17 protein-coding genes are annotated in these 14105 nt (G+C 62.2%); 5 read left to right on the top strand and 12 right to left on the bottom strand.

Features of this window, described 5'->3' with window-relative positions:
• Nucleotides 1–35 precede the first annotated feature (35 nt).
• From lhgO to JMV15_RS24955, 3 genes are all read right to left on the bottom strand, one after another.
• Entirely contained in the window at nucleotides 36–1229 is a 1194-nt protein-coding gene (lhgO, locus tag JMV15_RS24965; RefSeq protein WP_019816877.1) for an L-2-hydroxyglutarate oxidase, read from the bottom strand.
• Nucleotides 1230–1335: 106 nt separating this feature from the next.
• A complete protein-coding gene (locus JMV15_RS24960) occupies nucleotides 1336–2046 on the bottom strand; it encodes a FadR/GntR family transcriptional regulator (RefSeq protein ID WP_019816878.1) in 711 nt (236 codons plus the stop codon).
• Between the two features lie 38 nt (nucleotides 2047–2084).
• Nucleotides 2085–3317 carry an MFS transporter gene (locus tag JMV15_RS24955; protein WP_014718676.1) on the bottom strand — a complete coding sequence of 411 codons (1233 nt, stop codon included), beginning with the start codon at nucleotides 3315–3317 and terminating at the stop codon, nucleotides 2085–2087.
• A 113-nt stretch (nucleotides 3318–3430) separates the two neighbouring features.
• Here JMV15_RS24955 and JMV15_RS24950 point away from each other — a divergent pair, with 113 nt between their 5' ends.
• Together JMV15_RS24950 and JMV15_RS24945 are read left to right on the top strand one after the other, a co-directional pair.
• The gene (locus tag JMV15_RS24950; RefSeq protein ID WP_038450339.1) at nucleotides 3431–4315 is read left to right on the top strand and encodes a LysR family transcriptional regulator; all 885 of its coding nucleotides are present in this window, start codon (nucleotides 3431–3433) and stop codon (nucleotides 4313–4315) included.
• A 56-nt stretch (nucleotides 4316–4371) separates the two neighbouring features.
• On the top strand, nucleotides 4372–5049 hold the full coding sequence (locus JMV15_RS24945) for a GNAT family N-acetyltransferase (RefSeq protein ID WP_014718674.1): 678 nt from the start codon (nucleotides 4372–4374) through the stop codon (nucleotides 5047–5049).
• On the opposite strand, the gene JMV15_RS24940 is transcribed toward JMV15_RS24945, so the two are convergent.
• Nucleotides 5039–5641, bottom strand: a complete 603-nt coding sequence (locus JMV15_RS24940) for a TetR/AcrR family transcriptional regulator (protein ID WP_014718673.1) — start codon at nucleotides 5639–5641, stop codon at nucleotides 5039–5041. The genes JMV15_RS24945 and JMV15_RS24940 overlap by 11 nt on opposite strands.
• A gap of 72 nt (nucleotides 5642–5713) precedes the next feature.
• Between JMV15_RS24940 and JMV15_RS24935 the strand changes: the two genes are divergently transcribed.
• Entirely contained in the window at nucleotides 5714–6313 is a 600-nt protein-coding gene (locus tag JMV15_RS24935; RefSeq protein WP_014718672.1) for an NAD(P)H-dependent oxidoreductase, read from the top strand.
• A gap of 1 nt (nucleotide 6314) precedes the next feature.
• Here JMV15_RS24935 and JMV15_RS24930 read toward each other — a convergent pair whose 3' ends face one another.
• The 3 genes from JMV15_RS24930 to JMV15_RS24920 all read right to left on the bottom strand — a co-directional run bounded on the left by JMV15_RS24930 (nucleotide 6315) and on the right by JMV15_RS24920 (nucleotide 8710).
• On the bottom strand, nucleotides 6315–6704 hold the full coding sequence (locus JMV15_RS24930; protein WP_019816884.1) for a hypothetical protein: 390 nt from the start codon (nucleotides 6702–6704) through the stop codon (nucleotides 6315–6317).
• 61 nt (nucleotides 6705–6765) lie between these two features.
• Nucleotides 6766–8022, bottom strand: a complete 1257-nt coding sequence (locus tag JMV15_RS24925) for a 3-phosphoshikimate 1-carboxyvinyltransferase (RefSeq protein WP_038450337.1) — start codon at nucleotides 8020–8022, stop codon at nucleotides 6766–6768.
• A gap of 133 nt (nucleotides 8023–8155) precedes the next feature.
• Nucleotides 8156–8710: a UPF0149 family protein gene (locus JMV15_RS24920; protein ID WP_019816886.1), complete on the bottom strand. Its 555-nt coding sequence runs from the start codon at nucleotides 8708–8710 to the stop codon at nucleotides 8156–8158.
• Nucleotides 8711–8894: 184 nt separating this feature from the next.
• Between JMV15_RS24920 and JMV15_RS24915 the strand changes: the two genes are divergently transcribed.
• Nucleotides 8895–9707 (top strand): crotonase/enoyl-CoA hydratase family protein, encoded by an 813-nt coding sequence (locus tag JMV15_RS24915; RefSeq protein WP_032901606.1) that lies wholly within the window; start codon nucleotides 8895–8897, stop codon nucleotides 9705–9707.
• A 5-nt stretch (nucleotides 9708–9712) separates the two neighbouring features.
• On the top strand, nucleotides 9713–10546 hold the full coding sequence (gene nudC, locus JMV15_RS24910; RefSeq protein ID WP_032901605.1) for an NAD(+) diphosphatase: 834 nt from the start codon (nucleotides 9713–9715) through the stop codon (nucleotides 10544–10546).
• Here the strand turns inward: nudC and JMV15_RS24905 are convergent.
• From JMV15_RS24905 to JMV15_RS24885, 5 genes are all read right to left on the bottom strand, one after another.
• A complete protein-coding gene (locus JMV15_RS24905; protein WP_003191011.1) occupies nucleotides 10514–11293 on the bottom strand; it encodes a TSUP family transporter in 780 nt (259 codons plus the stop codon). The genes nudC and JMV15_RS24905 overlap by 33 nt on opposite strands.
• A 109-nt stretch (nucleotides 11294–11402) precedes the next feature.
• The gene (pcsA, locus tag JMV15_RS24900; protein WP_014718666.1) at nucleotides 11403–12119 is read right to left on the bottom strand and encodes a phosphatidylcholine synthase; all 717 of its coding nucleotides are present in this window, start codon (nucleotides 12117–12119) and stop codon (nucleotides 11403–11405) included.
• Nucleotides 12120–12267: 148 nt separating this feature from the next.
• Nucleotides 12268–13188, bottom strand: a complete 921-nt coding sequence (locus JMV15_RS24895; protein WP_014718665.1) for a class I SAM-dependent methyltransferase — start codon at nucleotides 13186–13188, stop codon at nucleotides 12268–12270.
• 49 nt (nucleotides 13189–13237) lie between these two features.
• A complete protein-coding gene (locus JMV15_RS24890; protein WP_038450334.1) occupies nucleotides 13238–13726 on the bottom strand; it encodes a DUF1289 domain-containing protein in 489 nt (162 codons plus the stop codon).
• Nucleotides 13727–13872: 146 nt separating this feature from the next.
• Nucleotides 13873–14105, bottom strand: a 233-nt coding sequence (locus JMV15_RS24885) for a ribonucleotide-diphosphate reductase subunit beta (protein WP_176902628.1), incomplete at its 5' end; no start/stop codon positions are given.

Genomic DNA, 14105 nt, shown 5'->3' with positions numbered 1-14105 from the left:
TTGTAGTTATTGTTGGGTGAGCGGGCGGTGCGGTCTTACTGGGGGTGGAACAGGCGGTCGGCGATCATCGCGCCGATGGGCATGGCTGAGGTGGCGGCCGGTGAGGGCGCATTGCACACATGCAGCATTCGTGAGGTTTGGGCGAACAGAAAGTCGTGCACCAGGCTACCGTCGCGCATTACCGCCTGGGCACGGATGCCGGCCTCGTAGGGCAGCAGGTCATCGAGCGTCAGGGACGGGCAGTACTTGCGGCACTGCTCCAGGTAGCCGGACTTGAACAACGAGTTCTTCATCTCGGTGGTGCCGGAACCGAGGTTTTGCCACAGGGTTTTCCAGAAACCCGGGAAGCTGGCGTACTGCGCCACGTCGCGCCAGTTCACCGAAAACTTGCGGTAGTTCTCGCGGCCCAGGCCCAGCACGGCATTCGGGCCGACGGTGACGCTGCCGTCGATCATGCGGGTCAGGTGCACGCCGAGGAAGGGCAGCTCCGGGTCAGGGATCGGGTAGATCAGATGGTTGACGATGTTGTTCTTGGCGGCGGGCAGGCGGAAGTACTCGCCCCGAAACGGGATGATCTGATGGTCGATACGGATGCCGGCCAGGCGGGCCAGGCGGTCTGACTGCAAGCCGGCGCACACCACCAAGTGGCGGGCCTGCCAGGTCTCGCCCTCGGTGTTGACGGTGACCGTATCGGTGTTTTCGTGGATGGCAGTGACGGTGCGTTCCAGGCAGATCTGCCCACCGCTGCGACGAATCACCTGGGCCATGGTCTCGCACACCTGGCGGTAATCGACAATGCCGGTGGCATCGAGAAACAAGCCGCCGAGGCCGACGATGTTCGGTTCACGCTGGCGCAGTTGTTCGGCATTCAAGCGCTCGACCTGCATGCCGTTGAGCTGGGCACGGGCGTACAGCGCTTCCATGCGTTGCATTTCAAGCGGGCTTGAGGCCACCAGCAGCTTGCCGCACACCTCGAATTTGATCCCGTGTTCGCGGCAGAACTGCTTGGTGGCTTCGGCGCCGCGCTTGCACAAGTCGGCCTTGAGGCTGCCGGGTGCATAGTAGATGCCGGCATGGATCACGCCGCTGTTGTGGCCGGTCTGGTGCTTGGCCAGCACCGTCTCTTTTTCCAGGATCACCAGCGACGCGCCAGGTTGGCGCTTGAGCAGCTCCATGGCGGTGGCCAGGCCGACGATGCCGCCGCCGATAATGCAAAAGTCATGAATCATTGCAGAAGTACCTAGGCTGTACATTTCAGTCTGCTTATCAGGTTGTCAGACTAATGTTTTTGTTAAAAAAATGGCGTGTCCGCGGACACGCTGCAAACAAGTTGGATCAGTTCGTGGTCGGTAATTCCAGTTGCAGGCGTCGCGCCGCGGCACGCAGGTGTGCCTCGGCACTGGCGGCGGCGCGTTGGGCGTCGCCGTCGGCAATGGCCTGGTAGAGCTGTTGATGTTCCTGGGTGGCATCGGCCGAACCGGTGGCAAAGCGCGACGCCGAGTTCTCCCACGCGGTTTTACGCGCACTGGCCAACTGGCTCCTGAGGAAGTCATGGAAGGCCACGAAGTAGTCATTCTTGCTGGCGTCGGCAATGGCACGGTGGAATTCCACATCGGCCAGGGCTGCGGCTTCAAAGTCGTCGCGGTTGTCCTGCATGGCCTGCAACGCGCTTTTCATGCGCTGCAGGTCGGCGCTGTCGCGGCGCTGGGCAGCAATCGAAGCGGCCTGGGTTTCGATCCACAGGCGCACTTCGAACATCTGCGCCAGGTCAGGTCGTCGCCCGTTGGGCTGCGGAAACCGAAACACCGTGCCCGCAGGGGTCTGCGAAATAAACGAGCCCAGGCCACGGCGGGCGGTGAGCACACCGTCGGCCTTGAGCTGGGCAATGGCTTCACGCACCACGGAACGGCTGACGTTGAGTTGTTCGGCCAGTTGCTGTTCGGTCGGCAGGCGCGACTCCGGGGCCAGTTGGCCGGATTCGATTTCTGCGCGAATGGCGCTGACAACCCGTACGACAAGCGAATCGGGGCGCTGGAGCTCAAGCATGGGAAAACCTTGGTGATCAGGTTGTCAGACAATAGTCGTTACGATTTTAGCTTGTCAATATTTGTCTGCTTCGCGCTGGCCAGGGAATGCCCACGTCTCCAGGCGATCAGCACCGCCAGTAACAGCAAACCTACCGCCATGGCGAAGGTGGCGTGCAGGCCGGCAGCCACCGCCTGGGGCGCGGCGAGGCTGACATCCGGGGTGGCGCGGGCGAACACCGCGCCGAGGGCCGAGGCGCCGAAAATCAGGCCCAGGTTCCGTGACAGATTCAGCAGGCCGGACACTGTGCCTCGGCGTGTCGCCTGTATATCGCTCATCACCGCCGTGTTGTTGGCCGCCTGGAACAGGCTGTAGCCGGCCGTCAACACGATCAGGCCCGCGAGATAAACGCCAAGCCCGGACGCCTGCGACAGCAACAGGGCCCCGCACAGCATCACGCTTAGCCCCACGAGGGTCAGGCGTTGGCTGCCAAGGCGATCGGTCAGGTAACCCGCCGGTACACCGGTCACCGCCGCGACCGTTGGCCCGACGGCCATGGCCAAGCCCATCCAGGCGGGATCGAGGCCCAGGCCACGTGACAGGTAGAACGGCCCCACCACGAACGTGGCCATGATCACCGCCGACACCAGGGCACTCATGGCCAGGCCGGCGCGCAACGGCGCATCGCGCAGGGGCGCCCAGAGTGTATCGCCTGGCCAAGCGTCGCGGCGGTGAGCATCTACCGGCAAATAACGGTAGGCGAAGGCGGCAGCCACACCCGCCAAGGGCAGGCCGATCAAAAACAGCGCGCGCCAGCTCCACAGGCTGAGCAATACCCCGCCGACACTCGGACCCATGGCCGTGCCGAGTGCCGACAGGGTGCCCAGCAGGCCCATGACTCGGCCGGTATTCTCTTTCGTGACAGTGTCACCCACCATGCCCAGGGTCATCGCCATCATGATCGCCGCGCCCAGGCCCTGGAATGCCCGTGCGCCGATCAGCCAGGGCAGGGTTGGCGCGGCGGCACACCCGGCGCAGGCCAGGGCAAACACCAGCAACCCGGCCAGCAGCAAGCGCCGGCGCCCCAGACGGTCGCCCAGGCGCCCGGCGCTGACAATCACGGCGGTGATGGCCAGCAGGTAGGCGAGCACCACCCACTGCACGGCCTGAAACGATGCCCCGAAGGCGTGCGCCAGGCTGGGCAGGCCGACATTGGCGATGCTGGTGCCCAGGGCGGCCAGCAACATGGACAGCGACAAGGCGACCAGGCCGCCGCGTGTGGAGGTTTGCATGCGCGTTTCCTTGAGTGAATGCACCTGTCACAAATCTACGGCGTCGCCTAACATGGCGGAAGACGCATGGCTTGCAGGTTATAGCTGCACCCAACGCCTGATCAGGAGCCCGCATGCCCGACCTCAATTTACTCATCACCCTCGACGTGTTGCTTGCCGAAGGCAGCGTCGCTCGCGCCGCCCAGCGCCTGCGCCTGAGCCCTTCGGCCATGAGCCGGGCCCTGGCGCGTTTGCGTGCGGCCACGGGCGATCCGCTGCTGGTACGTGCCGGGCGCGGCCTGGTGCCGACGCCCCGGGCGTTGCAATTGCGCGAACAGGTTAGCCAACTGGTGCAGGACGCCCATGCGGTATTGCGCCCGGCGCACAGCCTGGACTTGGGTGAGGTGGTGCGTACCTTCACCCTGCGCACCAGTGAGGAGTTCGTCGAACGCTTCGGCCCTGCATTGCTCGCGCGTATCGCCCAGGAGGCTCCAGGGGTGCGCTTGCGTTTCGTGCACAAGAGCGACAAGCACAGTGCGCTGCTGCGCGACGGTGGCGTCGACCTGGAAACCGGTGTGGTCGATGTCGGCGCCAGCCCGGAGGTGCTGACCCAGGCGCTGTTCCGTGATCGCCTGGTGGGCGTGGTGCGCGAGGGCCATGCTCTGAGCCGCGGCCCCTTGAGCGCAGCGCGTTTCGCCCAGGGACAACATGTCTACGTGTCGCGGCGCGGCCAGGACCGTGGCCAGATCGATGAGGCCCTTGAGGCGCAAGGTCTGGTTCGGCAGGTCAGCATCGTGGTCGCCGGTTTCAACACGGCCATCGCCCTGGCGCGTGATACCGACCTGATCGCCAGCGTGCCTGAGCGCTATATCACAGTGCCGCCTCGAGGCTTGTATTGCTTTGAGCTACCGGTGACATTGCCGCCATTTACCGTGGCGATGCTGTGGCACCCGCGACAGGACGCCGACCTGGCCCATCGCTGGCTGCGCGCGTGTTTGCGCGAGGTGTGCGGGCCATGAGCGGCGCGCAACAGGTACAATCGCCGCTGCCTTGACGCGAAACCCCAGGAATTTGCATGTTCAGCCTTACCCGCTACACCACGCCGTGCCCCGAACCGGTCAACAGCCAGATCCTGCAGATGGTGGTGGACAACCTCACCGATATCAGCAGCGTAGCGCTGGCACCGAGCAACCTGCTCTACAACATCTACCAGTACGCCATCGGGTTTGAGGTACACCTGTACCTTGAGGCGTTGAATGGCGAAAAGGGCATCGCCGTCGAGTTGGTCGTGGCGATGGAAGACGAGACGGTGGTGGGCTTTTGCCTGTACCTGCCGGTGAAGGATGACCCGAACGCGTGTGGCATCGCGTTTATGGCGGTGCAGGCCGGCTTTCGTCGCCAGGGTGTGGCACGCAGCATGCTGGACGAGGTGTTGGCGCGTTATCCCCACGCCGAACTGGCCTGTGCGGTAGAGAAGGTTGCGGTGTTCGAAGCCATGGGTTTCCAGGTACGCGGTGCGCGTGGCACCCAGGTCGTGATGAACACCCGCAACTACGGCACCGATGGGCTGATGGGCGTGTTGGATGTGGCTTCAATCTACAGCTCGCTGGAAGTGCGGCAGATCCACACCTACCTGCTGCAAAAACACGGCAAGCGCGCCATGGTCGATGCGGAGAAACAGCGTGATCGGCACCTGGACCAGTTGACGCGCAAGGCGCAACTGTTCGTCCAGGGCCGTCTGCCTACGGCCTGACGCGCATGACCATCCCGAGGATAGTCTCCAGCAGTTCCTGCTGAGCTTCCTCGCGGCTGATCTCGCCATTGGCCGCCGCATGGGACAGGGCTTCCGCCGCGCCGAGCATGGCGCGCAACCCGGCCTGGGAAATACTGCCGCCGTGGGTGAAGGGCGACAGCGCGTCTCTGCACTTATCGAGGAAGATCGCCTCGTATTCGCGCTTGGACGCTTCCAACTCCGGTGAACCGCTCAAGGCGGCAATCACCCCGGGGATTTCCCGACCTTGCAACAACACACAATCGACATACGACGACGCGATAACCCACGCGCGGTCCTCAAGAGTCGCCTTGCTGGTGGCGATGGCATCGGCAAACACCTGGTCCTGGCGCTCGTCGAAGTCTGCATACAGCGCGGCCAGCAACCCCGCGCGTGTAGCGAAGTGGTCGTACACCACTGGTTTGGTGACGCCCGCCAGCTCGGCCAGGCGGCCCAGGGTCAGGGCGTCGGTGCCTTCGTCACGCACCAATTGCCAGGCGACGTCGAGTAACTGGCGCAGGCGATCTTCACGGGACAAACGACGACGGGGGGCAGGGGATTCATTGCTTGACATGCTTATATACCAAAAGTAACTTATTCGACGTAACTTACTAAAAGTAGATTAAGCCGAAACGGAGTCAAAGTCATGCACGCACTGATCGTTGTTGCCCATCACGACCCGCAATCCCTCACCCATAGCGTGGCCGCCGAGGTGGGCGCGGGCTTGAGCGCCTCTGGCCACACCTTTGAAATAGCCGACCTTGCCGCTGAAGGGTTCGACCCACGCTACAGCGCGGCCGACCATCGGGTGCACCGTACTCGGGCGACGCCGCCAGCCGACGTGGTGGCCGAGCAGGCCCGCATCGATCGCGCCGACGCGCTGGTGCTGGCATTCCCCATCTACTGGTGGTCAATGCCGGCATTGCTCAAGGGTTGGGTCGACCGCGTATTCGTCAATGGCTGGGCGATTGATTACGGCCCCGATACACCGGTGCAGAAGAAACTAAGGCATTTGCAGGTGCATCTGCTGGCCCTGGGTGGGGCTGATGACAGTGCCTTTGAGCGACACGGTTATGCCAAGGCCATGAATACCCAGATCGACTACGGCATCTTTGATTATTGCGGGGCGCGGGTACTCACTTCCGAGTTGTTGTTGGACTCGGAAAGTGGCACGGCCCAGGCGCATTTGCACAAGGCCCGGGCGGTGGGGCAGGGGTTGTTTGAGCGTGAAGCCGTCGCGGGATAATTCAAGCGTCGCGAAACAGGTCGTGGGCGTCCAGCAAGCGGTAGGCAATCTCTGGTTTTTTCTCCAGGCCGCGGCGAATGGAGGCGGGGATCGACTGGCGAGTCTTGCGGCACATGCCCGGCAGTTCGTCGATGACGATCTGGATCCCGCGCATGCTTTTGACCTCGGTATGCCCGGGCGCGATGTGGACGCGGATGCCGAGTTGGTCGTACATCCGCTGTTGCAAGTGTTCGAGGTCTTGCAGGCTCTTGAGGTTTTCCAGGCGCTCCAGCAGGATTTTTTCCTGCTGTCGCGTCAGTTGCAGAATGCGCAGATCAGCGCCGGGAGCTTCCAGCAGTTGTTCACGGTTGCAGACACAGGCGCCGGGTGGGCAGGGTTGGCGAAGGGTCATTGACGCTCCCGGCAAGGTTCAGTTGTAGGAGCGAGCTTGCTCGCCCCTACAGGTTTGTGTGTCAGTAGCTCAAGTGAACGCCCAGGCTGGCCAGCGCTTTCCAGTAGTCAGGGTAGGTCTTGGCTACGCAGTCCGGGTCTTGGATGCGAATGCCCGAGACTTTCAGCCCGGCCAGGGCAAAGCACATGGCGATGCGATGGTCGGCGTGGGTGTCGATCAGTGCGGTGCAGGCGGTGCCAGCCAAAGCGGGGTCGCTGGCAACCAGCAAGTCATCACCCTCGATGGTCGCCAGGCCCGGACGAATTTCGTTGAGGCCATCGTGCAGCGCCTGCACGCGGTCACATTCCTTGACGCGCAGGTTCGCCAGTTCAGTGAAGCGCACCGGGGTGTTGTTGAACGCGGCGAGCACCGCCAGGGTCGGGATCGCATCCTGCATTTGTGAACCCACCACCGTGGCCTGCATGTTCGGGAATTGCGCGATCACGGCCTGGGCCTTGGCGTCGGGCTGGGTGAAGTCCTGTGGGGCTACACCAATATCGATACGGCCACCGGTCAGTACTTCTGCGGCCCACAGGTAAGTGGCGGCGGAAGCGTCGGGTTCGATCAGGTAGTCATGGGCGGTATAGCCGGTGGGGCCCACGCGCCAGGTGGTGTCGTCCACGGCGTCGACCTGGGCCCCGAACGCACGCATGCAATCGAGGGTCAGGTCCACGTAGCCACGGGCGCCAATGTCCTTGCCGGTCAGCGCCACTTCAATCGGCGCTTCGCCGCACGCCGCCAGCATCAGCAGGGCCGATACGTACTGGCTGGACAAACCTGCGTCAATCTCAAAACGCCTGGCCTGGACCTTGCCCGCGCCGTGCACGGTTACCGGTGGGCAACCGGTGGGGCTGTCGACCTGGATGCCGTTCTGGCCCAGGGTGGCCAGCAGCGGGCCGATCGGGCGTTTTTGCATGTACTCGTCACCGTCCAGTACCACGGTGCCTTGCACGGTGGCGACGGCAGCCGTGAGAAAGCGCATGGCGGTGCCGGCGTTGCCGAGGAACAACGGCTGGGCCGGCAATTGCAGCGAGCCTTGGCTGGTGACGACAAAGGTGGTGTCGTCCGGCTCGTCGATGGTGACGCCCATCTGCCGCAGGGCGACCGACATGTGGCGCGTGTCATCACTTTTGAGCGCACCGCTCAAACGGCTGGTGCCCTTGGCCAGTGCCGCCAGCAACAGCGCACGGTTGGTAATGGATTTGGAGCCGGGGGGCGCGACCTTGCCAGTGAGGGGGAAGTTGGACGGTGTAACGGTCACGGTTTTCTGCGAACTCAAGGTACAAGGCTCCTGGTCAAGGCAAGGTGGCGTGGAGTGGCCGACGTGCGGACCCGAATCATCAGGCAAACACGCCATGCTTGTCGAGTGAGTGGGTGATCTGCGTGATTTATTGGCATGCGCTCCTACTGCCTTAACGCTGGCTCAACCAGTAGTCATGCAGCGCCCGCGCAGCCGGTTCGATTGCGCTGACCTGCAGTTGATGGGCGTTTACATCCAGGTCTGCCGGCAGTTCGAAATTGTCCTGTTCGGCGCACCAGGAAATCCGCTCCAGTTGCCCGGCTTGTACAGCGGGCAATGGCGGCCAGTTGGCGATTGTCACGCCGCGCACATAACCAAAGCACCATTCCTCGGCAAGGGTCACCGCCTGGCCTTGATGTTCGGTTTCATCGAAACGGGCTTTGAATGCCTGGGAGTCAGTGGCCAATTGCGCGGCCAGGGTATTCATATGGCGTACACACAGCTCGAGAAAAGCCTGGGCCTCGTCCATGTTGTCCCATTCAGGGTTTTGCCCGCCCCAGATCGCCGGGAACCACTCGGACACATCCACCTTGGCCGGGCTGGAAACCAGGGCGGTGAAATAACCGTCGAGTTCGGCCATGTTCAGCACCGAGTGGTCTTCGCCGTATTTGAGCAAGGTGGCGTCAATGAATTCGAAATCGGCGGGAGCGAGAGGTTGGGCGTGCATGGCATATCCTTAAAACGTCGAGCGCCGCGCACAGCGCGGCTTAAAGCACAAAGGATGGCCTGTGCATCGGGTTTTATCCAGCGTCTTTTCCTTCACCGTGGCCAGTCCCGTTTTTGGCCGATGCGCCGTGGCGCACCCTTGATATAGTCTGGCCTTTCTCAATCGCCAGTCAGGGATCACTGCCATGTCCGAATACCAAGCCTTCGTTGTCGAACTCAGTGGCAACGTTGCCCATGTGCAGATCAATCGCCCGGAAAAGATCAACGCCATGAACGCGGCGTTCTGGACCGAAATCATCGACATCTTCCAATGGGTCGACGAGACCGACGCCGTGCGTGCCGTGGTGCTCAGCGGGGCGGGCAAGCACTTTTCCTCGGGCATCGACCTGATGATGCTGGCCTCGATCGCCAATGACTTTGGCAAGGACGTGGGTCGCAATGCGCGCCTGCTGCGCCGCAAGATTCTCGAGCTGCAAGCTTCGTTCAACGCCGTGGACACTTGCCGCAAGCCCGTGCTGGCGGCGATCCAGGGCTACTGCATTGGCGGTGCCATCGACCTGATCAGCGCGTGCGACATGCGCTATGCGGCCGAGGACGCGCAATTCTCGATCAAGGAAATCGACATCGGCATGGCCGCTGACGTCGGCACCTTGCAACGCCTGCCGCGCATTATCGGCGATGGCATGCTGCGTGAACTGGCCTATACCGGTCGTCAATTCGGCGCTGAAGAAGCGCGCAGCATCGGCCTGGTCAATCGCGTGTTTGCCGATCAGCAAAGCCTGCTGGCGGGTGTCATGGACCTGGCCCAGCAAATCGCCGCCAAGTCGCCGATTGCCGTGACTGGCACCAAGGCCATGATCAGCTACATGCGTGACCACACAGTCAATGACGGCCTGGAATACGTTGCCACCTGGAACTCGGCTATGTTGCAATCCAACGACCTGCGCGTGGCCATCGCGGCCCATATGAGTAAGCAGAAACCCGAATTCGTGGATTGACTGACATGACCCCAGGCTGGATTACCACAACGCTGCTGGACAACGACGCCCCCGGCGGCTGGGCCGTCGCCCGCAGCCGCGAAGGCTTTTTACACGATACCAACGGCCCGCTGTTCCCGCGCGAATGGCTCAAGCGCCAGGACCTGTCGGTGTTTGCCGAACACGGCATCGGCCATCTCGATGGCGAGCCGGTGTACCTGTTGGAACTCAACGCGTCGGCAGAGGTGCCAGGGTGCAGTTGGCAAGGCTTGCGCGGCTTTATGCTGCAAGGTGATCACACCCTGTACAAGGTGCTGGGCTACGCCGCGCAGATCGGCACCTGGGCGCGGGAGCACCGTTTTTGTGGCAGTTGCGGCCAGGCGATGGTACAGGTGCCGCGGGAGCGGGCGATGTATTGCCAGGCCTGCGACCTGCGCAGCTATCCACGCATCTCGCCAAGCATGATCGTGCTGGTGACCCGTGGCGATGACATCCTGCTGGCGCGCTCGCCGCGTTTCGTCACGGGGGTCTACAGCACCCTGGCCGGTTTTGCCGAGCCGGGTGAGTCCGCCGAAGACTGCCTGATCCGTGAAGTGCGCGAAGAGGTGCAGTTGGAGGTCAAGAACATCCAGTACATGGGCAGCCAATGTTGGCCGTTCCCTCACTCGATGATGCTGGGCTTTCACGCCGAATACGCCGGTGGCGATATCGTTCCCCAGGCCGACGAGATCGAGGACGCGCAGTGGTTCAATATCCACGAGCTGCCGCCGTTGCCGGCGTCACGCTCGATTGCGCGTTACCTGATCGACCTCTACGTGGCCCGCCGCCTAGGCCACGCTGAACCAGTGCTGCCAGGCTAGGCGCACGGTCAGGCCCAGCACCACGGTGATAAACACTGGGCGGATGAATTTGGCGCCGCCGCTGATCGCGCTGCGTGCGCCAAAGAACGCGCCACACATCACCGACACACCCATCGCCAGGCCGACGATCCAGTCCACCGACCCATTGATGATGAACACCGTCAGCGCCGCGGCGTTGCTGACGAAGTTCATGCTGCGCGCCACGCCGCTGGCCTTCACCAGATCGATGGGGTGCAGCAGCATCGTGCTGACCGTCCAGAACGCCCCCGTGCCGGGCCCGGCCACGCCATCGTAAAAGCCCAGGCCAAAGCCCTGGGTGGCTTGCCATTTCTTTTTGATCGGTGCCTCGGCATCCAGTGGCGCCTTGGGCGTGCCCCCGAACAGCAGGTACACACCGCAGGCGAAGACGATCACCGGGAGCATCTTGTTCAGGGTTTCGGCAGGCAAGTAATGAGCGACGACCGCGCCGGTCAGTGCACCGATCAAGGTACCGACAATGGCGTGCACCCATTGGCGTGGGTGGAACAGCTTGCGGCGGTAGAAGGTAAAACTGGCGGTGGCCGAGCCGAAGGTGGAGCTGAGCTTGTTGGTGCCCAGCACCAGATGCGGCGGCATACCGGCGGTGAGCAGGGCCGGGGTGGTCAACAAACCGCCACCGCCGGCGATGGCGTCGATAAAACCGGCGATAAAAGCGACAACGGCCAGGATGGCCAGGGTGGTGAGGTCTACGCTGAGTTCGAAGGGCATGGGCAGGGCTTATTGTTGGAGGGCCGCAGAAGGCCAGCATCTTACTGCGATGTGACTCAAATGTGGGAGGTGGCAAGCCTCTCCCACATCTTTTACCGGGCCCGCCTGGTTATTTGTGCGCGCCCAGCCATTCCACGGCCGTGCGCCAGATGCAGATACCCAGGAAGTACGCCGACATCAGCGACCACAAGCCAAATGTCCAAGGGTTGGTATTCGGGTAATCCACCACCATCAGGAAGCTGCACAGCAGCCAGATAGTGGTCACCGCGATGTTGATCGGCATGAAACGCTTGACCCGGAACGGGTGCAGGAACTTCATCGGCGTCACGGTCAACAGCGCCAGGCCGATCACGGTCAGCAAGGTGACCCAGGCATCCGGCTGGATGATATAGACGCACAGGGCAACGACGTTCCAGGCGGCAGGGAAGCCGACGAAGTAGTTGTCCTTGCTCTTCATGTTCACATTGCAAAAGCAGAACAGCGACGACACCAGGATCACCGACACCGCAAACAGGTGGGTGAACTCGGGCAGGTCGATGTAGCGGTAGATAAACAGGGCAGGAATGAACACGTAGGTGAGGTAGTCGATCACCAGGTCGAGCACCGAGCCGTCAAAGCTGGGCAGCACCGTGCTGACATTCACCCGTCGCGCCAGCGAGCCGTCGACGCCATCCACCACCAGTGCCAGGCCCAGCCACAGCAGGCAAGCCTTGGGGGAGTTTTCCAGCAGCGCCAGGGTGGCCAAAAAGGCCAGTACCACACCGGTGGCGGTAAAGCCGTGGGCGCCCCAGGCTTTGAGTCTGGCTACATGCAGGGTCGATATCACGGGCGGTTCTCCAAAAGGTCAAACGGGGCAGCCGACGACGTAGCGCCGTCGAGTCTGGCCAGGGAATGCAGGTATCGACCGGGAAGGGGAGGATAAGGTTCACCGCCCGGCGTATCCGTTAGCGTAGCAAGCGTAGGATGTTTCGGCATCAGCCCTGACGGAACACCAGTGCCTTTAGTCCACTCTGCGGATCAATGTCAGGAAATTCCGGTGGGTTTTCCAGCCGCTGTACAAACCGCAGGCCCGGTGCTTCGCGGGTCACGCCGTCGATCAGGAAATCTTCGCCGAAGGCCGGATCGTTCATGCATGCCAGTACGGTGCCGTGGGCACTGAGCAAGTCCGGCAGGCGGCGCAGCACGCGCTGGTAATCCTTGGTCAGCAGGAAACTGCCTTTCTGGAAGGAGGGCGGGTCGATGATCACCAGGTCATAAGGACCGTTGTTCGTCACCTTGGCCCAGGACTTGAACAGGTCGTGGCCCAGGAAACTCACCCGGCTCAGGTCGTGCCCATTCAAACGATGGTTGTCGCGGCCACGGCTGAGGGCACCACGGGCCATATCCAGGTTCACCACATGGTCGGCGCCGCCTTCGATGGCGGCCACGGAAAAACCGCAGGTATAGGCAAACAAATTCAGCACGCGCTGGCCCTGTGCTTGCTCACGTACCCAGTTGCGCCCGTAACGCATGTCGAGAAACAGCCCGCTGTTCTGTTTTTTACCCAGGTCGATCAGGTAGCGCAGGCCGCCCTCGGTGATGGTCAACTCGTCGATGGCGTCGCCCACCAGCCATTCGGTGGTGCTTTGCGGCAGGTAGCGGTGTTGCAGGGCCACGGTGTGCGCGCCGAAAGCGGCCCAGTCGATGTGCAGTAGCGTCTGCTTCAGGGCCTGCAGGTGCTCGGTTTCCTTGAACAACGCCACCAGCACCACCCCTTGCAGCCAGTCCACCGTCAGTTGTTCCAGGCCCGGCCAGCAGCGGCCACGGCCATGGAACAGGCGCCGGGTTTCTGCGGGCGCGTCAGCCAGGGCAGTGAGCAAGTGGGCGTGCAGGGTAGCGAGTGCGTCTGGGTTCATCGTTAAGGGTCAGTCATCGGGCGGGCGGCATTTTAAACACAACTGTGGGTCAGCGCGTGGCAATCAGCGCCGGGCCGAATGACTCTTTCAAGAAAACCGGGGCGATATAGCGCTCGTAATGTGCCTCGGACAGCAGAAAAAACTCTCGATCTATCGCATCGCGCAAATCCGCCAGGTGGCGTTCGCGAAACTCCGGTAACAGCGTCAACCCATAGGCATCCAGCTTGGAAATCACCCGCGCTCCGCGCGCAATCAACTGGTATGCCCAGCAATACGGCGACTGGTGCGGCATAAAACGAATCTTGCGCGCTTCCAGCTGCTGTCGCAGGCAGTGCGGGTCGAACACTTCCAGCTTGCTGACCATCACCTGCACCAGCAGTTGTTCCAGGCGCAGCCACACCGCCTGTTTTTCCTCGGCGTTATAGCCATTCCACTGGATCACCTCGTGGTAATAACGCTTGCAGCCCCGACAGACCAGGTCACCGTAGACGGTGGAACACAGCCCGACGCAGGGGGTTTTGATGGTGTGGTTGGGCATAAAGGCTTACTTGCAAAGTCTATGGATCACAATAGCCAATGTGGGAGCTGGCTTGCCCGCGATAGCTGTGTGTCAGTGGGTACATCCGTGACTGATACACCGCTATCGCGGGCAAGCCCGCTCCCACATTTTTTGGTTCGTGTTGATTAGTCCCAGCTCAACGCGCCGCCAGTCTGATACTCGATCACACGGGTCTCGAAGAAGTTTTTCTCTTTCTTCAAGTCCATGATCTCGCTCATCCACGGGAACGGGTTGGTGGTGCCTGGGTACTCTTCCTTCAAGCCGATCTGCGACAGGCGACGGTTCGCGATGAACTTGAGGTAATCCTCCATCATCGCCGCGTTCATGCCCAGCACCCCACGCGGCATGGTGTCACGCG

The organism is Pseudomonas paracarnis (assembly GCF_904063055.1).
In the GTDB taxonomy this organism is placed as follows: Bacteria; Pseudomonadota; Gammaproteobacteria; order Pseudomonadales; family Pseudomonadaceae; genus Aquipseudomonas; species Aquipseudomonas paracarnis.
Note: the sequence above shows the minus strand (reverse complement) of the source record. Positions and strands in the feature narration are given on the sequence as shown.